The sequence below is a fragment of the Streptomyces sp. NPDC048825 genome (assembly GCF_043198355.1).
Lineage (GTDB): Bacteria > Actinomycetota > Actinomycetes > Streptomycetales > Streptomycetaceae > Streptomyces > Streptomyces xiangluensis.
Map to the genome: position 1 here is coordinate 335,972 of NZ_JBICUR010000007.1, position 19,434 is coordinate 355,405.

The 19,434-nt window shown below is 69.9% G+C and carries 15 protein-coding genes; 9 read left to right on the forward strand and 6 right to left on the reverse strand.

Annotation, left to right across the window (positions count from 1 at the left end; genetic code table 11):
- Positions 1-12: 12 nt before the first annotated feature.
- Genes ACGFNK_RS19975 through ACGFNK_RS19995 form a run of 5 tightly spaced genes read left to right on the forward strand, consistent with a single transcriptional unit; the run spans position 13 to position 8,500 of the window.
- The gene (locus ACGFNK_RS19975) at positions 13-1,689 is read left to right on the forward strand and encodes an FAD-dependent oxidoreductase (RefSeq protein ID WP_393417555.1); all 1,677 of its coding nucleotides are present in this window, start codon (positions 13-15) and stop codon (positions 1,687-1,689) included.
- On the forward strand, positions 1,686-3,209 hold the full coding sequence (locus ACGFNK_RS19980; protein ID WP_393417556.1) for an ATP-binding protein: 1,524 nt from the start codon (positions 1,686-1,688) through the stop codon (positions 3,207-3,209). The genes ACGFNK_RS19975 and ACGFNK_RS19980 overlap by 4 nt, the downstream gene beginning before the upstream one ends.
- Positions 3,206-3,556 carry a UBP-type zinc finger domain-containing protein gene (locus ACGFNK_RS19985; RefSeq protein WP_393417558.1) on the forward strand — a complete coding sequence of 117 codons (351 nt, stop codon included), beginning with the start codon at positions 3,206-3,208 and terminating at the stop codon, positions 3,554-3,556. Before ACGFNK_RS19980 ends, ACGFNK_RS19985 begins: the two co-directional genes overlap by 4 nt.
- Positions 3,557-3,606: 50 nt before the next feature.
- On the forward strand, positions 3,607-5,469 hold the full coding sequence (locus tag ACGFNK_RS19990; protein WP_393417560.1) for a glycoside hydrolase family 15 protein: 1,863 nt from the start codon (positions 3,607-3,609) through the stop codon (positions 5,467-5,469).
- Between the two features lie 49 nt (positions 5,470-5,518).
- Entirely contained in the window at positions 5,519-8,500 is a 2,982-nt protein-coding gene (locus ACGFNK_RS19995; RefSeq protein ID WP_393417562.1) for an AAA family ATPase, read from the forward strand.
- A 48-nt stretch (positions 8,501-8,548) separates the two neighbouring features.
- Here ACGFNK_RS19995 and ACGFNK_RS20000 read toward each other — a convergent pair whose 3' ends face one another.
- Together ACGFNK_RS20000 and ACGFNK_RS20005 are read right to left on the reverse strand one after the other, a co-directional pair.
- Positions 8,549-9,163, reverse strand: coding sequence for a DUF6624 domain-containing protein (locus ACGFNK_RS20000; protein WP_393417564.1), 615 nt, complete (start codon positions 9,161-9,163; stop codon positions 8,549-8,551).
- Positions 9,160-9,747: an ATP-binding protein gene (locus ACGFNK_RS20005; RefSeq protein WP_393417566.1), complete on the reverse strand. Its 588-nt coding sequence runs from the start codon at positions 9,745-9,747 to the stop codon at positions 9,160-9,162. Before ACGFNK_RS20005 ends, ACGFNK_RS20000 begins: the two co-directional genes overlap by 4 nt.
- Positions 9,748-10,036: 289 nt before the next feature.
- On the opposite strand from ACGFNK_RS20005, the gene ACGFNK_RS20010 reads away from it, so the two are divergent.
- The 4 genes from ACGFNK_RS20010 (at position 10,037) to ACGFNK_RS20025 (ending at position 12,614) form a co-directional block, all read left to right on the forward strand.
- Positions 10,037-10,864, forward strand: a complete 828-nt coding sequence (locus tag ACGFNK_RS20010; protein ID WP_386351869.1) for a helix-turn-helix domain-containing protein — start codon at positions 10,037-10,039, stop codon at positions 10,862-10,864.
- Positions 10,861-11,106, forward strand: a complete 246-nt coding sequence (locus ACGFNK_RS20015; RefSeq protein ID WP_386351723.1) for a DUF397 domain-containing protein — start codon at positions 10,861-10,863, stop codon at positions 11,104-11,106. The genes ACGFNK_RS20010 and ACGFNK_RS20015 overlap by 4 nt, the downstream gene beginning before the upstream one ends.
- Before the next feature lie 130 nt (positions 11,107-11,236).
- On the forward strand, positions 11,237-11,770 hold the full coding sequence (locus ACGFNK_RS20020) for a hypothetical protein (RefSeq protein ID WP_393417568.1): 534 nt from the start codon (positions 11,237-11,239) through the stop codon (positions 11,768-11,770).
- A 34-nt stretch (positions 11,771-11,804) separates the two neighbouring features.
- Positions 11,805-12,614, forward strand: coding sequence for an SAM-dependent methyltransferase (locus tag ACGFNK_RS20025; protein ID WP_393417570.1), 810 nt, complete (start codon positions 11,805-11,807; stop codon positions 12,612-12,614).
- Between the two features lie 22 nt (positions 12,615-12,636).
- Here the strand turns inward: ACGFNK_RS20025 and ACGFNK_RS20030 are convergent, their stop codons facing one another.
- The 4 genes from ACGFNK_RS20030 to ACGFNK_RS20045 all read right to left on the reverse strand — a co-directional run bounded on the left by ACGFNK_RS20030 (position 12,637) and on the right by ACGFNK_RS20045 (position 18,692).
- The gene (locus tag ACGFNK_RS20030) at positions 12,637-14,034 is read right to left on the reverse strand and encodes an FAD-binding oxidoreductase (RefSeq protein ID WP_393417572.1); all 1,398 of its coding nucleotides are present in this window, start codon (positions 14,032-14,034) and stop codon (positions 12,637-12,639) included.
- Positions 14,035-14,147: 113 nt separating this feature from the next.
- A complete protein-coding gene (locus ACGFNK_RS20035; RefSeq protein WP_393417574.1) occupies positions 14,148-16,748 on the reverse strand; it encodes an ATP-binding protein in 2,601 nt (866 codons plus the stop codon).
- A 149-nt stretch (positions 16,749-16,897) separates the two neighbouring features.
- Positions 16,898-17,680 (reverse strand): pectate lyase, encoded by a 783-nt coding sequence (locus ACGFNK_RS20040; RefSeq protein ID WP_393417576.1) that lies wholly within the window; start codon positions 17,678-17,680, stop codon positions 16,898-16,900.
- A 31-nt stretch (positions 17,681-17,711) separates the two neighbouring features.
- A complete protein-coding gene (locus tag ACGFNK_RS20045; RefSeq protein ID WP_393417578.1) occupies positions 17,712-18,692 on the reverse strand; it encodes a polysaccharide lyase family 1 protein in 981 nt (326 codons plus the stop codon).
- Between the last annotated feature and the right edge of the window lie 742 nt (positions 18,693-19,434).

Here is a 19,434-nt window from a genome sequence, read left to right on the forward strand (position 1 = left end):
GGTGGGAGACGAATGGCACAGGGCACCGACGCAAACCGGACCGTCATCCTGACCGTGGACGACGATCCGGGGGTCTCGCGTGCCGTGGCCCGCGACCTGCGGCGTCGTTACGGCGAGGCGTACAGGATCGTGCGCGCGGAGTCCTCTCAGAGCGCTCTGGAAGCCTTGCGCGAGCTGAAGCTGCGCGGTGATCTGGTGGCGGTGATCCTGGCGGACTACCGCATGCCGCAGATGAACGGGATCGAGTTCCTGGAGCAGGCACTGGACGTGTACCCGGCCGCACGCCGGGTGCTGCTGACCGCGTACGCGGACACGAACGCGGCCATCGACGCGATCAACGTCGTCGACCTGGACCACTATCTCCTCAAGCCCTGGGATCCTCCGGAGGAGAAGCTCTATCCCGTCCTGGACGATCTGCTGGAGGCGTGGCGATCCTCCGATCACCGGCCGGTGCCGATCACGAAGGTCGTCGGGCACCGCTGGTCGGCGCGTTCGTCGGGGGTACGCGAGTTCCTGGCGCGGAACCAGGTGCCGTACCGCTGGTACTCGTGCGACGAGCCGGAGGGCCGGCGGCTGCTGGCCGCCGCCGGGCAGGACGAGCAGCGGCTGCCGCTCGTCGTCACCGCGGACGGCACCGCGCTCGTCGAGCCCGAGGATCCGGAACTGGCCGACCGGGTGGGTCTTGCCACGACGCCGACTGCGGACTTCTACGACCTCGTCGTCATCGGCGGCGGTCCTGCGGGGCTCGGCGCGGCCGTGTACGGCGCCTCGGAGGGACTGCGGACCGTGCTCGTGGAGCGGACGGCCACCGGCGGGCAGGCCGGGCAGAGCTCCCGTATCGAGAACTATCTCGGCTTCCCGGACGGCGTGTCCGGCTCCCAGCTCACCGACCGGGCACGGCGTCAGGCGGCGAAGTTCGGGGCCGAGATCCTGACCGCGCGCGAGGTGACCGGTCTTGAGGTCAACGGTGCGGCGCGCACCGTGCGGTTCTCCGACGGCTCCGCGGTCGCCGCGCACTGCGTGATCCTGGCGACCGGCGTGACATACCGGCAGCTGGCGGCGCCCGGAGCGGACGACCTGACCGGATGCGGAGTGTTCTACGGCTCGGCACTGACCGAGGCCGCCGCCTGCCAGGGACACGACGTGTACATCGTCGGCGGCGCCAACTCCGCCGGGCAGGCCGCCATGCATCTGGCCAAGGGTGCCAAGTCGGTCACCCTGCTGGTCCGCGGCGCGTCCCTGTCCGACTCGATGTCGCACTACCTGATCCAGCAGATCACGGAAGCGCCCAACATCTCGGTGCGTACGGGCACGGTCGTCGAGGCGGCGCACGGCTCGGACCATCTGGAGCAGCTCACCCTGCGCGATGTGGAGAGCGGGCACACCGAACTCGTCGACGCGCAGTGGATGTTCGTGTTCATCGGTGCGGCGCCGCTGACCGACTGGCTGGAGGGCACGGTGCTCAGGGACGACCGCGGATTCATTGTCGCCGGGCCCGATCTGACCGCCGACGGCCGGCCACCGGCGGGCTGGGAGCTGGACCGGCCGCCGTACCACCTGGAGACCAATGTGCCCGGGGTGTTCGTGGCGGGCGACGCGCGCGCCGAGTCCGCCAAGCGTGTCGCCTCCGCCGTCGGAGAGGGAGCCATGGCCGTGATGCTCGTCCACCGGTATCTGGAGCAGTCGTGAGCGGGCAGCCGATGCCGTGCGACGCGGCGGAGCTCGGCACGCTGTTCCTGTTCGAGAAGCTGGACGCCGATCAGCTGGCGCGGCTGTGCCGCGAGGGCCGGGTGGAGAAGTTCGAGCCCGGCTATGTGTACCAGGAGGGCGAGCCGGCCACCTGTTTCTTCGTACTCCTCGAAGGCACGCTGGTGATGTCGCGCCGGGTCGGGGCCGACGACGTGGAGATCAGCCGCACCTCCCAGCGCGGGGTGTACGCGGGTGCCATGCAGGCCTATCTCGCCGCACCGGACCAGGCGCGCTACAGGGGTTCCCTGCGGGTCACCGAGCCTTCGCGGTTCTTCGTCCTGCCCGCCGAGACATTCGCCGCGGTGCTGCGGGACTGGTTCCCCATGGCCGTACATCTGCTGGAAGGAATGTTCTTCGGAAGCCAGAACACCCAGCGGACGATCAACCAGCGCGAGCGGCTGCTGGCGCTCGGCTCGCTGTCCGCGGGGCTGACGCATGAGCTCAACAATCCGGCGGCAGCCGCGGTGCGGGCCACCTCGACACTGCGGGACCGGGTCGCGCACATGCGGCACAAACTCGGTGTCATCGCCGCGGGTCCGTACCACCGTGAGGCGTTGAAGACGCTGATCGACATCCAGGAGAGCACGGCCGAACGCGTCGCCAAGGCACCCGCCCTGAGCCCTCTCGAAGCCTCCGACCGCGAGGACGCGCTCACCGACTGGCTCGACGATCACGGCATCGAGGGCGGCTGGCAGATCGCCCCGACGTTCGTGCAGGCCGGGCTCGACACCGACTGGCTGGAACGGGTCGCAGCAGTCGTGGACCAGGAGATGCTGCAGGGGGCCGTGGGCTGGCTCAACTACACCGTCGAGACCGAGCTCCTCATGAACGAGATCGAGGACTCCACGACGCGAGTCTCGAACCTCGTGAACGCGGCCAAGCAGTACTCCCAGCTCGACCGGGCGCCCTACCAGGTATGCGACGTGCACGAACTCCTCGACAGCACGCTGCTGATGCTGTCCGGGAAGATCGGCTCGAGTATCAAGGTCGTCAAGGAGTACGACCGTACGCTGCCGAGAATTCCCACGTACCCCGGTGAGCTCAACCAGGTGTGGACGAACATCGTCGACAACGCGGTCTCCGCGATGAACGGTGCGGACGGCGCGGCTGGCGAGGGCACGCTGACCGTGCGGACGGCCCTGGAGCGGGAGCAGTTGCTCGTCGAGTTCCGCGACACGGGGCCCGGGGTGCCGGAGGAGATCCGCGGCCGCATCTTCGATCCGTTCTTCACGACGAAGCCCGTGGGTGAGGGCACCGGTCTCGGTCTGGACATCTCCTGGCGCATCGTGGTGAACAAGCACCACGGGCACCTGGAGGTGCACTCCGTGCCCGGCGACACCCGTTTCCGGGTCTTCCTTCCGCTCACGGCCACGGATCCCGAGCCCTCGGCCGCGGATAGGCCGGGGCGCGCCATGTCTCCCCGGCCGGTCGCAACCGGGACCCCTCAGGAGGCGCCATGACCACTCCGGCCGGAACCGACCCCGGCGTTCCGCCGAGCGGCACCGGATGCGTCGAGTGCGGTGAGGTCGGCGGCTGGTGGGTCCATCTGCGGCGGTGCGCCCAGTGCGGCCATATCGGCTGCTGCGACAGCTCCCCCGCGAAGCACGCCACGGCCCACTTCACGGCCACGGGCCATCCCGTCGTCCGCAGTTTCGAACCGGGTGAGGCCTGGTTCTGGAACTACGAGACCTCCGAGCTGTACGAGTCCGGCCCCGCCCTCGCTCCCCCGGTCAGCCGCCCGTCGGACCAGCCCTCGCCCGGGCCCGCGGGCCGGGTTCCCGCGGACTGGGCGGACACACTGAGCTGACGCGGCCCTGCGTGCCGGTCGCTTGGACGAGCGGGAGGAAGGCCGCAGCCATGATCGATCCGAGACATCCGCCACAGACACCGACGTACCCGGGCTCAGCCGGGTCCGCCCGTTATCTGCCCATCGCCGAGCACGGGCTGATCGGCGACCTGCGCACCGTCGCGCTGGTGGGCACCGACGGCACGATCGACTGGTACTGCTGTCCGTCCTTCGACTCTCCGAGTGTCTTCGGCTCGATTCTCGACGCGGACCGCGGCGGGTGCTTCGAGCTGGCCGCCGCCGTGCCGGCGACGACGAAGCAGTTCTATTTCCCGGACACCAACGTGCTCATCACCCGCTTTCTCACCGAGGACGGGGTCGGCGAGGTGCAGGACTTCATGCCGGTCGCCGATGAGACGACCGCGGCGACGGAGGCCGACCGGCACCGGCTGATCCGCCGGGTGGTCTGCGTACGGGGGTCCATCCCGTTCCGCGCCCGGATCGCGCCGCGGTTCGGTTACGGGGCGCAGCCGCACACCCTGCGGCAGCTCGACAACGCGACGCTGTTCGAGTCCCCCGATCTCTCGCTCGCGCTGACCGCCACCGTTCCGGTCGAGTGCGACGACCTCGACGTGACCACGGAGTTCAAGCTCAGCCAGGGCGAGTCCGCGGTGTTCGCGCTGGACCGGGTCGACGGCGGCATCGAGGCGCGCGGCTGCCCGCACATCGAGGCGGAGGAGCAGTTCGTCGCCACGGTGGCGTTCTGGCGGAGCTGGCTGTCCGCCTCTCAGTACCGCGGCCGGTGGCGGGAGATGGTGCACCGTTCCGCGCTGACCCTCAAACTGCTCACCTACGCACCGACCGGCGCGATGGTGGCCGCGCCGACGACCAGCCTGCCCGAGCAGATGGGTGGCGAGCGCAACTGGGACTACCGGTACCTGTGGGTCCGGGACGCCGCCTTCTGCGTCTACGCACTGCTGCGGCTCGGCTTCAGCAGCGAGGCCAAGGCGTTCATGGACTTCCTGTCCGCGCGCGTCGACCGGAACGGCGGCGGGCCCTCGGGCCCCCTGCAGATCATGTACGGCATCGACGGGCGCACCGAGCTGCCCGAGCGCGAACTGGACCACCTGGAGGGACACCAGGGCTCCGCACCGGTACGCGTCGGCAATGACGCGGCCGGCCAGCTGCAGCTCGACATCTACGGAGCCCTCATCGACTCGGTGTACCTCTACGACAAGTGGGGGCAGCCCATCTCCAGCGACCACTGGGACGCGGTCTGTGCCCTGGTCGACTGGGTCTGCGAGCACTGGGACCAGCCTGACGAGGGCGTCTGGGAGACACGCGGCGGGCGTAAGAAATTCCTGTACTCCCGCCTGATGTGCTGGGTGGCCATCGAACGCGCCATGCGTATCGCCCGGCGCCGTGGCCTGCCCGCCGAGCTGACCCGCTGGGGGCAGGTCCGCGACACGATCTACCGGCGGATCATGGACACGGGCTGGTCCGCGACCCGGCAGGCGTTCGTCCAGCACGAGGACGACCACGTGCTCGACGCCTCGGTGCTGATGATGCCGCTGGCGAAGTTCGTCTCCCCCAGCGACCCGAAGTGGCTCTCCACCCTGGACGCGCTCACCGCCGACCTGGTGTCCGACTCGCTCGTCTACCGCTACGACCCCCTGGTCAGCCCGGACGGTCTGAGCGGTCAGGAGGGCACCTTCTCCATCTGCTCCTTCTGGTACGTCGAGGCACTCACGCGCGCCGGCCGGCTCGACGAGGCCCGGCTGACCTTCGAGAAGATGCTCACCTACGCCAACCACCTCGGCCTGTACGCCGAGGAGATCAGCCACACCGGCGAGCAGCAGGGCAACTTCCCGCAGGCCTTCACCCACCTGGCACTGATCAGCGCCGCGTTCAATCTCGACCGGGTGCTGGGCTGAGCAGTTGGAGGCGGACTGAAGTGTCAGAGGTGCGTGCCAGGATGGTTCCGTGCCGACCACCGCATTCACCACGCCGTTCATCGGCCGCGAGGACGAACTCACCCGGCTGAACCGGGTGTTGGACCATGCCCGGGCAGGCGAGGCGCGTGCTGTGCTGGTGGCCGGGGACGCCGGTGTGGGCAAGACGCGCCTGCTGGCCGAGGCCGCCGGGCACGCCGTGGAGACGGACATGACCGTCCTCACCGGGCACTGCGTCGACCTTGGTGACGTCGGCCTGCCGTATCTGCCGTTCACCGAGGTCCTCGGCGTGCTCGCCGCCGACGACCGGTTCTCCGCCACCCTCGCGAAGCATCCCGTGGTCGGCCGGCTGCTCGGCGACGGCGGCGGTGCCGTACGGGACGCGGGCGGCCGACTGCAGCTGTTCGAGGACATGGCCGCTCTGCTGGCCGGCCTCTCCGAGGTCACGGCCCTGCTTCTGGTGCTGGAGGACCTGCACTGGGCCGACCAGTCCTCCCGCGACCTGCTGCGCTTCCTGCTCAGCCGGGGCATCCTCCAGCGGCCTGCGGGCGGCACCCCCACCCACCGCCTGGCGCTCTTCGCGTCGTACCGGGCCGACGATCTGCACCGCCGCCACCCGCTGCGCCCCCTGCTGGCCGAGCTGGTGCGGCTGCCCGCCGTCGACCGCCTCGAGCTGCGGCCGATGCCCGACGCCGAGGTGGCCCGGCTGGTACGCGCCCAGCGGCCCGCTCCGCTGCCGGAGGCCACCGTCCGCCGTATCGTCGAGCGCGCCGAGGGCAACGCCTTCTACGCGGAGGAACTGCTCGCCGCCACCGCCGACACCGTGCCCGGCGGATCCACTCCGGCGTCCGCCGTACCCAGTGGCCTCGCCGATGTCCTCCTCATCCGTTTCGAGCAGCTGTCCGCCACCGCCCAGCAGGTACTGCGCACGGCGGCCGTCGCCGGGCGCCGCGTCGAGCACGAGCTGCTGCACGACGCCGTCGGCCTGCCCGAGCAGGAGCTGGAGTCGGCGCTGCGCGAGGCCGTCGGCCGACAGCTCCTCGTCCCCGGCGAGGAGGACACGTACTCCTTCCGGCACGCCCTCATCCGTGAAGCCGTCTACGCCGATCTGCTGCCGGGCGAGCGGGTGCGGCTGCACCGAGCGTTCGCCCGGCTGCTCGCCGGGCGGGGCCACAAGGCCGAAAGCGCGGCCGAGCGCGCCCACCACTCCCGCGAGAGCCACGACCTGGCGGACGCCCTCGCGGCCTCACTCGAGGCCGCCGACCACGCCGCGCGGATCGGCGCACCCGCCGAGGAACTCCGCCACCTCGAAGCCGTCCTCGACCTGTGGTCGGCGGTGCCCCGTTCCGCTCTGCCGGACGGCGTCCCCGACACGGTGACGCTCACCCTGCGTGCCTCGGCCGCGGCCGCCCACGCCGGCGAGACCCACCGGGCGGTCGCGCTCACCCGTGCCGCGCTCGCCCGAGTCGGCTCGGACACGGACTCCGAACTGGCCGCGCGCGTCCGGTACACCCTCGCGGGCAATCTGATGCAGGTCGACAGCCTGACAGCGGCATTCACCTACAGCAGTGAGGCGCTCGCCATGATCTCCGCGGAGCCTCCGTCGCGTACGTGGGTGTGGGCCGCGGCCACCCACGTCATGGCGGCGAGATATGTGGGCGAGGACGAGACCGCCCGCCGCGTCGCCCTGCAGGCCCTGCGCGTCGCCGAGCTACTCGACGTGGGCGACGCCCGGGCCGATCTGCTGATCTCCCTGATCGGTCTCGAAGCGCACAACCGCCGTACCCCGGAAGGCCGGGCCCGGCTGCGGGAGGCCCGCGAACTGGCCCGTCGCGCCGGCAACGTCCCCATCGAAATACGCGCGCTGTTCAATCTCGCCATCGGCTCATACGAGGCCGGCGCCCTGGACGAGTGCCTCAGCTGGCTCTCCGACGGCCTGGAGCGCGCGGACCACGCCGGGCTGCTTTCCTCGCCGTATCCCCTGGAGATGCGCTTCCTGCACTCCATGGTCCTGTACACCCTCGGCCGCTGGGACGAATGCGTTCAGGCAGCGGCCGCCGACGCCGAACGGCTGCCCGCGGCAGGCGCGTTCGCGATCGGTCCCGCGCTGTACGTGGCTCTGGCCCGCGGCGATCACACGGCAGTCGAGCGGGCCCGCGCCCTCCTCGACGGACCGTTCGACTGGATGGCCACCCTCGTCGCGGGCATCGTGCTCACCGACGCCGCGGCCCTGCGGGGCGAACCCGAGGCGGCCGTCGAGCAGATGCGTACGGCGCTCGAGGCACTGACCGACGAGTCCGTTGTGGAGCACCCCGATGTCGCCGTACGGCTCGCGGCCCTCACGCTGTCCGCCGTCGCGGACGCGGCCGTGGAGTCACGGCTGACCGGCGACGAAGCGGGGGCTCTCCGCTGGACGGACACGGCCACGGAGCTGGTGGAGCTGGCCCGGGTCACGGCCGCCAAGGGTCAGGACGGCGGACCGCAGGGCCCCGAGGGACTGGCATGGCAGGCCCGCGCGGAGGCGGAATGGGCGCGCGCCACCAGCGGGCCCGATGTCGCAGCCTGCGAGAAGGCCGTCGCCGCGTTCGGCTACGGGGACGTCTATGAGCAGGCTCGCTGCCAACTCCGCCTGACGGAGGCCTTGGTGACGGCGGAGCGCCGCGAGGAGGCGGCCGAGCACGCACGTGAGGTGCGCGACACGGCCGTACGGCTCGGTGCGGTGCCGCTCCGCGACAGCGTGGACCAACTGATCCGCCGGGCCCGCCTCGCGGACATCTCACCCGCGGCAGGTGGCGCCCCGGTGCTGACCTCGCGCGAGAACGACGTTCTGCGGCTCCTCGCCCGGGGCCGCACCAACCGCCAGATCGGCGAGGAGCTGTTCATCAGCGGCAAGACGGCGAGCGTCCATGTCTCCAACATCCTCGCCAAGCTGGGCGCCACCGGCCGCACCGAAGCCGTGGCTCTCGCCTACCGCGAAGGTCTGATCGAGCCCGGGACGATCACGTCCGGCTGACGGCTCGGACGGTAGCGATGCGGAAAGGGGCCGCCGCCCCATCCCGGCTCATGACCCGTGACGCAGCATCCGCATCTGTTCTTCCAGCGGGGCCAGACCGACGTCGCGACGGCGTTCGTCGAGGGTGTCGGGGCAGCGGGTCGGGTACGGGCGGAACGTCGCCGGGTCGATGCGCGTGCCGTAGTACTGCGGCTGGCCCAGTTCGACGGCGCAGTGGTCGGCGATGTAGGCGTGATGCAGGGCAGGGCAGCGGCCGTCCGCCGTGGCCTGGGCGATCAGGTCGCGGCAGCTGAGCTGGAAGTCGAGATCCGGGGCGTGCAGCAGAATCATCAGGGCCGCCGTCGACGCCTCCGCGCCCACCAGGTCGGCGGTCGGCCAGGCGTGCCGGCGGACGATCGCCTTGAGCGCCTCGGCGTTGTCCTTGCGGCAGTCGAGGATGCGGCGGCGCAGGCCCGGCGTGCGATTGCGCTGTGCCTGCCGCATGAGCAGTTGTTCCTCCTCCGCCCTGCGCACGAGCTCGCGGGCGAGGGCGGAGGCCAGCGCGGGAAGCACGGTCGTGCCCGGGTCCTGGGGCACGTCGTGCGCCAGGGCGGTGTGTTCCTCGTGTTGCGCGTCGTGTGGCGCATCCTGGGTCGAGTGCCTTGAGGCACCGATGCCGTTCATGAGGGCTCCCGAAGCGTCAGCGTGAACCACACGCTCTTGCCCGTGGTGCCGGGGGCGGGCCCTGCGATGCCCCAGTCCTCGGACAGTGCGGCCACGAGGGCGAGTCCGCGTCCGGACTCCTCCGCCGTGTCCGTCGCACGCAGCTGTGGCAGGGCCGGCGAGCGGTCGGCGACCGTCACGCGTACGTCGTGGCCGGTGCGCTCGACGGTGACGGTGATGGTGTCGCCGGAATCGGTACTCCCGTGTCTGACGGCGTTGGCGAACAGCTCGCCCGTCGCGAGGACGGCGTTGTCGAGTTGCTCCGGCGTCAAGGGGAGGGAGGTGAGGTGTGCGGCGACGGCGCGGCGCACCGCAGAGGCACGTGACGGCTGGGCGGGGACCACGGTACGCAGGAGGCCGGGAGGTCCGCCGACCAGGACCGGAACGAACTCACCGGGCCGTGCCCGGCGGCCCGGTTCATCGGTCCGGAGCGAGAGTGACGCGTTCGAACGGCCGGCCTCCCTCACGGCGGCGGCCAGCACCTCGTGGGCCCCGGCGGGGCCCTTGGCCGGACTCCTTGTTTGTCCCTCGGTCACGGTGGCCATCCCGGTCTCGCATCACGGTGCGCGGCATCCCCGTACCTGCCTCGCGATCAACTCCCGTGCGATCGGGCACGGTTGACCGCCTTCGCCGCTGACTGTGCGACAGGTCACACGATCACTATGACGGCCTGCACATGCAGCCCGCAACACGCGTTCTGATAATTTCAGAACTATTCGCATCAGCCTGTCTCTGTCAGCGGCTACGTGGCACACTGCTCGCTGTGACGGCCGTTCCGGGAGGGTTGACGTGAGCGACAACCGCTCTGGCGGCAACGCGCCGACAGTCCTGCGCATGGTTCTCGGTAAGCGGCTTCGGCAACTGCGGGAGCAGGCCGGGGTGTCGTTCGAGGATGCGGCACGGGCCATCGAGGTGACCCCTCTGACGGTCCGGCGGATCGAGAAGGCCGAGGTCGGCCTTCGAATCCCGTACGTAAAGGAGTTGCTGCGCACCTACGGGGTTCCGGCGTCGGAGATCGACGACTTCCTCGCCTTGGCCAGGGAGGCCAACCAGCCCGGCTGGTGGTACAAGTACCGCGACGTACTGCCCGAGTGGTTCAGCGCCTACGTGAGCCTGGAGAGCGAAGCCAGCGTCATCCGTCTCTACGAACCCCACTACGTCCCGGGCCTGTTGCAGACCCACGACTACGCCACCGCACTGATGCGGGTGGGGTTTCCCAACGAGTCGAAGGAGGACATAGAGCGCCGGGTCACGCTGCGCCTCAAGCGCCAGGACCTGCTCGCCAAGCCGGAATCCCCCGCCATCTGGGCTGTCCTGGAAGAGAGCGTGCTGCGCCGCCCGGTGGGCGGACGCGAGGTGATGCAGGCTCAGATCGACCGGCTGGACGAGGCGTTGGACCTGCCGAAGGTCCGGATCCAGGTCATCAGCCTCGCCACAGGAGCACATCCCGGCGCGTACGGCCCGTTCCACTACTTCCGTTTCGGATTCTCCGAGCTTCCCGACGTCGTCTACACCGAAAGCCTCGCCGGCGCGGTCTATGTCGATCAGCCCGCCGACGTCGTCACGTATCTCGAAGTAATGGACCGGATGTCCGTGCAGGCGGAACCGGTCGCTCGAACCAGGGCCATCCTGGGTAAATTGCGCAAGGAGTTGGACGAATGAACGCCAAGGGCCCCATCTACAGCGGCATGCCGGCCACCGACCTGGGCACCGAGGGCTGGCACAAGCCCTGGAGCGGTACGAACGGCGGGAGCTGCGTCGAGGCCAAGCGGCTGCCCGACGGCAGCGTCGCCGTCCGCCAGTCCACGGACCCGGAGGGTCCCGCGCTGATCTACACCCGGGACGAGATGCTGACGTTCCTGGAGGGCGCGAAGTCCGGCAAGGCGGACTTCCTGGTCGCCTGAGGCACCACGGGAAAACCCGCACGCGGACTCCCCTCGTGCGGGTCGTCCGGTCACACTGAGGAAGTCAGTCGTCCGGAGGGAGTGGTATGCACACGCTCCATCCGGAAGTCAGTCGTCCGGAGGGAGTGGTATGCACACGCTCCATCAGGCCGTCGCTCGGTGCCGAACGCTGGTCGTCGAAGGCCCTGACGGCATCGGCAGGAGCGGTCTGCTCACCGAACTCGCCAGCCACGGGTTCCTCATCAGACGCGCACGGGAACAGTTGCACCACGTGGACCCGTGCCGCCCGTACCATGAACTCCTCGCCGCGCCAGGCCTGTTGGCCGTCGACGGCAGCATCATCCACGAACTCGTCTACGGTCCACTGCGCCGGGGACACTCCCGGGTGACCTGGATCCAGGCCCTCGACTTCGCCGAGGCGGTCGCCGAACGTGACGGCGCCCTCGTGCATCTGACGGCACCTCAGGACCAGACGGTGTCTCAAAAACAGGAGGACATGGAAGGCGCCGACGAGATCCGTGCGTACGAGCGGGCCTTCCGCACCCTCGCCCGGCACGTCCCCGTCGTCACCGTGGACGTCGGCGGCCTCGGCCCTCCGATCCGTGCGCCTGCCTCGTCCCCTTTTCAACTGGGGCGATACACACGGAAGTTGACGGTAGGTTGAGCACAGACCCGTGACGCACGGCAGGAGAACTCTGATGGCAGAAGCCCAGTCCCACCCCGACCAGGACGCTCTGTCCAAGATCGACACAACGGTGCCGCATTCGGCCCGGATCTGGAACTACTGGATGGGTGGGAAGGACAACTACGAGGTCGACCGGGTGGCGGGCGACGCCTACCGCGAGACCGCACCGAACATCGAGACCATGGCCCGCGCCTCTCGTGACTATCTGATCCGCACGGTGACCTTCGTGGCCGGTGAGCTCGGCATCCGCCAGTTCCTGGACATCGGCACGGGCCTGCCCTCGTACGACAACACCCACCAGGTCGCCCAGCGCATCGCGCCCGAGTCCCGCATCGTCTACGTGGACAACGACCCGTTGGTGCTCCGGCACGCCCAAGCCCTGCTGACCAGCACCCCCGAGGGCGTCACCAACTACATCGACGCGGATCTGCTCGAGCCCGAGAAGATCATCGCCCAGGCGGGCGAGATCCTGGACTTCACCAAGCCCGTCGCGCTGATGCTCATGGGCATCCTCGGCCACATCCACGACTACGAGGAGGCCAAGTCGATCGTCAGCCGCCTCCAGGCCGCGCTCCCGTCGGGCAGTTACTTCGTGCACTACGACAGCACGGACACCGACACGGCGCTCAAGGAGGCCCAGCAGGGCTACGACGACACGGGCGCCATTCCGTACGTGCTGCGCAGCCCCGAGCAACTCGCCGCGTACTACGAGGGACTTGAACTGCTCAAGCCCGGCATCGTGTCGTGCCCCCTGTGGCGCCCGGAGCCCGGGACGTCGCCCGAGCCCACGGACGTCTACGGCGGCGTGGCCCGCAAGCCGTGACGCCGCCACACCGATCAGTTGATCAGGAGCCTGCGGCCGGCTGGATGTTCTGGTTGAGCCGGAACAGGTTCCCCGGATCACGGTCGGCCTTCACGCGGGCCAGGCGGGCGTAGTTGTCGCGGTAGCTCGCGCGTACGCGTTCCTGGCCTTCGTCCATCATCATGTTGACGTAAGCGCCGCCCGCTGAGAACGGGTGCAGGGAGTCGAAGTAGTCGACGGTCCATTGTTTGATGCCCTCGGCATTGGCCGGGTCGGAGTCCACGCCCGCGTAGACGGACGCCCAGCGTGCGTCGCGGTAGCTCCAGGCGGTGTCCGTCGCTGCGAGGTCATGGACGGCGCCGTCGATGGGGTACAGGTGCATCGTCGACTTCCAGGTCGGCAGTTCGGCGCCGAACTTGGCGTGCAGGCCGATCGCGTCGCCGGGGATGTCGTTGACGAAGTCCGCGCGCCAGTACCACTGGTCGCCTGGCGGGTAGAGGCCGTCGAACGCGGACTGGATCGCGGGGTGCGGCATAGGCGCGGGGGCGTGCAGCAGGGGCGTGGGCAGTGCGTCGAGCAACGGTGCCATGACCCGTGCCGCCGCGTCCGTGTCCTCGCCCGCGTAGTACCAGACGACGCCGGCGATCTTCCGCAGGTGCAGTTCCTCGGGGAACGGCGGGGCCGGTGGGACGGAGCCGAAGAGGAAGAAGGCGTTGAGGTCGCGGGGTGCGTGCGGGATGAAGTCCCGGTAGGCGCTGAGGACTTCGGCGCCGAGTTCGACGGGCCAGAAGGTGGGCCCGGCGACGACCGTGCTCACCTCGTGCAGGCGGAACAGGAACGAGGTGACGACGCCGAAGTTCCCGCCGCCGCCGCGGATCGCCCAGTACAGGTCGGTGTTCTCGTCCGCGCTCGCGCGCACGTGCGCGCCGTCGGCCAGGACGAGTTCGGCCTCCAGGAGATTGTCGATGGTCAGCCCGCACTTACGGCTGAGGTGGCCGAGGCCGCCGCCCAGGGTGAGACCGCCGACGCCGGTCGTGGAGTTGATGCCGCTCGGGGTGGCCAGGCCGTGCTCGTGGGTGGCGCGGTCCACCTCGCCCCAGACGCAGCCTCCGCCGACGCGGACGGTGCGGGCCCTCGGGTCGACCTCGATGTTCTTGATCGGGGACAGATCGACGACCACACCGTCGTCGCAGGTCCCCAGGCCCGCTCCATGGTGCCCGCCGCCGCGCACCGCGAGCGGCAGGCCGTGGTCTCGGGCGAAGCCGACGGCGTGGGCGACGTCCTTGGCATCGCCGCAGCGCGCCACGAGGGCGGGCCGCCGGTCGATCATCGCGTTGTAGACGGCGCGGGCCTCGTCGTAGCCGGAGTCGTCCGGTCCTACCAACTGGCCTGCGAATCTGGTGAGTTCATGACGGGCTGCTTGTGCCGGAGTCATGGACATGCGTGTCCCCCGTTCGGTCCGGGGCCCTTCGACGGGCCCGATCCGCATGTTCTAGTCCGATGCCCGGGGCGCGGATATCCGTGACCGCCACCCAGGTCGGCGGCCACGGCTACCTACGTCTCGGCGCCGGGCAGCAGGCCCAGTTCCGTGGCCTGGACCGATACCTCGCGCCGGGTGCGGGCCCCCAGTTTGTCCAGCACGGCGGAGACATGGTTGTCGACAGTACGGACCGACAGCACGAGCCGCTCGGCGATCTCGTGGTTGGTGAGCCCCTGGGCGAGCAACCGCATCACCTGGAGCTGGCGCTCGGTGAGACCGGCGGGATTGTCTCGGGTCACGGCGAGCGGACCGCGCGGGATGTGCCGTACGCCGATCCGGCGCAGCTCGCCGCGGATCAGACGGGCGAGCGGCTGCGCGCCAAGGGCGTCCAGGGCGGAGAGTGCGGCCAGCTTGTCCTCGGGGTCCGCGCTCTCGGCGAGCGCGGCGGCGTGTTCGTACGGGCATCCGGCCGCCAGCCAGGCCCGCGCCGCCTCTCGCCATCGGCCGGCGCTCTGGAGGGCGTACGGATGATCCGAGCCGTCCGGCGGGATGGGATGTCCGGCCTTGGTGAGCCAGTATCCGAGCTCTGCCCGGTACGGTACGGCGGCCAGTCCCCGCGCCTGCTCGAAGGCTTCACCGGCGGCGTCCACCACTGCGGGCCGATCACCACGCAGCCAGGCGGCCTCGGCCAGGGCTGCCGCGACCGGTCCGATGCGCTGGAGCTCACGGGTATGCACGGCGATCTCCCGGGCCTGGTCCAGCGGTTCGCCGGCGCCGCTCCTGCCGCGCCGGACACGCACCCGCGCGAGCACGGTGAGCGCGGGGCAGCGGGCGGGTACGAAGTCATGGGCGCCGAGTTCGGCGTGCTGCTCGGCGTCGTCCCAGGCTCCGGCCGCGAACCGGCGCAGCGCCAGCTCGACGTGGAAGTAGCTGAGGAAGCCCAGGTGTTCGGCCCGGTCCGCCAGTTCCATGGCCGGGCCCAGGAAGCGGTCGGCCTCGGCGTACTGGAGGTTTTCGAGAAGGGACCAGATGAGGTTGGCGTACGAGCGGCAGGCGTGGTCGATCTCACCCGCCGCCAGCGCCACCTTCAGGCTCTCCTCCACCTGGGCGCGGCCGAGGGGGTCGCCGGACCGCCAGCGTGCGGAGCCCACGTTGTTGAGGGCGTGCGCGAGGATCGCCGGGTCGTCGGTGCGGTGGGCCAGGGCGATGGCGCGTTCACCGTAGTCGATGGCCTCGATGTGGCGGTCGGAGAGCATGTGCAGCTGCGAGGTGTTGCTGAGGGCGAGGGCGAGCAGCCGGTCGTCGCCCGCGTCCTCACCTACGGCGATGGCCTCCCGCGCGGCTCGCTGCGCCTCGTCGGCGTCGCCGGCCCACCAGTGGATCCGGGACAGCCAGCGCAGGTCGGCGCCGAGCGCACGGGTGTCGCCGAGGGACCGGCGCAGCGCGACCGCGTCCCGCTCGGCGCCGACGGCCGCCGCGGAGTCCGCGATGGTGTAGCTCTCGACGGCGTACCGCTCCAGCAGGCCTGCCAGTTCGGCCGTGCCGAAACGGTCACGCTGCCGCAGTACGAGCCGCAAGTGGGCCGCTGCTTCCCGGTGCGCTCCCGCCTCGGCGGCGTCGCGTGCCGCGTCGGGCCCGTAGCGCACGATCGCCTCCTGGTCGCCCGCTTCCGCCGCGTGGTGGACGACACGGGAGGGGTCGGAGCCGGGGGATGCGACGAGTGCGGCGAGCACGGCCCGGTTGAGTTCGATGCGGCGCGCGGCCGGCAGCGAGTCGGCGATGGCACGGCGGATCAACTCATGGCGGAAACCTGCCCGTTCGGGGGTCACCGTCAGCATTCCGCGCCGCTCGGCAGCCGCCAGTTCTGCCACGCCGTCCGTGAGCAGCGCGTCGACCAGCGGGCGCTCGACCGCGGAGGGCACCACGGCGAGCTGCTCCAGTGCGTCCCGGGTGCGGTCGTCGAGGCCGCGCAGCCGGGCCAGTACGGCGTCGACCACGGTCGGCGGTACGCCACCCGTGCCGCCGGCGGCCAGCACCTCGGCGACGAAGAAGGGGTTGCCGGATGTCACCGCGTACACCTCCGCCGGGTCCAGCCGGCTGGCCGCGCTGAGCCGGTGTACGGCCTGGACGGAGAGCCGGGACAGCGGGAGGCGGTGCACTCGCTCGGCTCTGGACACCTGGCCGAGGAGATGGCGCAGCGGGTGGGCGCGGTCCAGTTCGTCGTCCCGGTACGTCAGCACCAGGACGGCCGGGAGCCGTTCCACCCGGTGCACGAGGAACCGCAGCACGTCGAGCGAGGCCTCGTCGGCCCAGTGCACATCCTCGACGACGAGGACCGCGGGATGTGGGGCCGCGGTCAGCTCCGCGCGCAGGGTGTCGTACACCAGGTGCCGGTCGCCGCCCTGTGTGAGCGCCCGCGCCAGCTCCGTACCGACGCTTCCGACCAGGTCGCGGAAGGGGCCCAGGGGCCGCCGGGTCGCGAGGTCGTCGCACTCCCCCACCAGGATCCGCGCCTCGGTGGGCAGCACGCACGGCATGGCCTTCACCAGGGACGACTTGCCGATACCGGCCTCTCCGAAGACGAGCGCCACCGAACCGGCTCCGTCCGCCGCGTCCCGCGCGGCGGCGGCCAGTCGCTCCAGCTCGTGGTCTCTCTCGAGGACCCCCCGATCCACGGTGCGATTCTGGCACGTACGGGGGCGTTCCGGGACCGCGCGCGTGCGTATCTCCTGACCCGCACACGCCGGAGCGGCCGTCCGAAGCGCCGTGCGGGGACGCTTCGGACCGCCGCCTTCACCGTGGGAGGACCACCTGCGGGTGGGACCTACCTGTAGGTGATGTCCGAGTTGCTGTACTTGCAGTTCGTGCTGTCGGGGCCCGTTCCGACGGCGGTGTTGTTGTTGTACTTCTGGCAGGGGATGACCTTGCGGCCGGCGTCGTTGAGGATCGTGATGCCCCGCAGCGTCGCCACGTCATTGCGGTTGACGTTGATGCCGACCAGGCGCGCGGTGGATCCGGTGCCGGTCACCTCGATGTTGCTGAGGTTGACCTTGCGCGTGTGCTGCGTGGAGCAGTCGCCGCACGAGCGGTACAGCGTCTTGAACTCGCTGACCGCGAAGTTGGAGATGTTCACCGTGCCGGGCCCGTTGTGCTGGAAGACCTTGTCCGCGGCCTTCTTGGCGCCACCACCGATCACGTTGTAGGTGGAGCCGCCACGGAAGGTCGCGGCGTCCTCGCCGACGTCCTCCCACCACACGTTCTGCAGGGTGCAGTTGCCCTCGCAGTGGATGCCGTCGGCGCCGGGCGCGCCGATGATGACGTTCTTCAGCGTCGCGCCGTTCGCGAGCTTGAAGATCGGGTCCTGGCCCTCCTCCTGGCCGTCACCGGCCAGGTCCCCGGTGCCGTAGAACTTCTTCATCCCGTAGTCCTTGGTGCCGGACACGGAGATGGTGGAGGAGGTTCCCTGGCTGCCGTTGGGGGTCGGCCAGTTGGCGGCGCTCGCCGGGGGCGCGCCGAGTGTCATGATCATGACAGCAGAGAGGCCGAGCGTGGCCAGTCCGCTGGTCAGTGCGCGCCGACGGGCGCGGGGCTTTGCTGGTGAAGTCATGTCCCGATGCCTTCTTCCAGTTGGGGGGTGATCAGATCTTTCCGGTGCCCGCGCCGGACGTCACCGAGGCGACGACGGACGAGGCGGGCTCGGCGGTGTAGCTGTAGGGCGGATTGGTGAAGCTGCCGACCCGCGAGACCTCGGTGGCGGCTCCTCCGAGGTCGTTGCCGCGCAGGTTGGCGTATCCGTCGACGTCGCTGCTGCGGTTCGTGGTGACCGCGATCTTCGTCGAGCGGAAGACGTTGTTCTCGACGAGCATCTGGGCGCCCATGCGCGAGTGGCAGGCGGTGTCGGCTCCGGCCACGTAGTTGTTGTAGAAGTGCCCGGTGCCGAAGCGCAGGCTGGGGATGCGCGAGTAGACGTTGCTGAACTGGTTGTGGTGGTACGTCACCTTCAAGTGGCCCGTGTCCTCAGAGGCGTTGTTGTCGCTGTGGCCGACCAGTGAGCCCTTGAAGTGGTCCTTGAAGGTGTTCCAGGACACCGTCACATGGTCGGAGCCGTGGTTGATGTCCAGCAGCCCGTCGTAGTAGTCCTTGTCGTGATCGCGGTCCGCCGAGAAGGAGTTGTGGTCGATCCACACCTTCGTCGACTCCTGGACGGTGATCCCGTCCGACGGCTTGAGCGGCTTGCTGATGTTGAGGTTCCGGACGACGACGTTGGTCGCCTCCTTGATCCGCAGCCCGCCGCCGGTGAATCCGGACGCCGAACCGACGCCCAGCACCGTGGTGTTGGAGCCGATGTCGACCTGACCGCTCAGCGAGATCAGGCCGTTGACCCGGACCACCTTCGCCGATCCGCCCGTGACGGCCGTCTTGAAGGCGGCCAGGGTCGACACGGTCACCGGTGTGGCGCTGCCGCCACCGGTGGTCCCGGCACCGAAGCCGATGGGGGCGCTCTCGGCGGCACCGGCCGGCTGGGGAAGGACGAACACGGTGACGGTCGCGAGGGTGGCTGCGGCTGCCGCGGCCAGGGTGGATCTGTGCGCTCGTGTACGTGGGGGACGAGTACGCATGCGGGTGCGTCCCTTCAGGAGAACCCGAGAATCATGTATATGGCTGTAGTTCACTGATCTGATCGCACACGCAGACAGAGGCACACCCGATGCGGGGCGCATAGGGCTCTGGAGCGTGCGGTTCCGCAGGTGGTACGGACCATGGCGTCGCTATCTCATATACGAGATACCTGATACCGGGTCACTGTTCTGAACGGACCGTAAGGGGTAAGCGCTTTCTGGTCAACGGTTCCCGCAGAACGTGTTCCGGACATCTGGGAGCGCTTCCACGGACGGCGCCAGGGCCTGTCCGGCGGATCAGGTCGGACAGGCCCTGGGCTCGTCGTTCCCGTCGGGAACGTTCCGCCGGCCGGAGGCACCGTGCCGTCAGTGCCCCCCGTCCGGGGCAAAGGGCCCGGCAGTCGGGGCCCCTGCTATCGGGTTTGCGGGCGCGCCGCAGGTCCTTGCGTGGGGGTGCTCGCCCTGTGTTCTCCATGCTGATCTCTCTTACACGGGCGCCCAGTTGGGCTGACCGACAGGGAGGGAACAGGGATGACTGGGAGATCCCTATCTATTTTTTCCGGGTCATTGACGAAAAAGGTGAAGGGCCACCATGCTGGTCGGCAGGCGGTCTCACGACGGCCTCTGTCCCAACTTCGGCCGAGACGTGAAGAGTCCCCGCCTGTTGCGCAAGCACGGCAAGTTGAACCGGGGCGAACACGGCGGGCCGGCCTTCGGCCACGTGAAGCGCGGCGCGGACGGC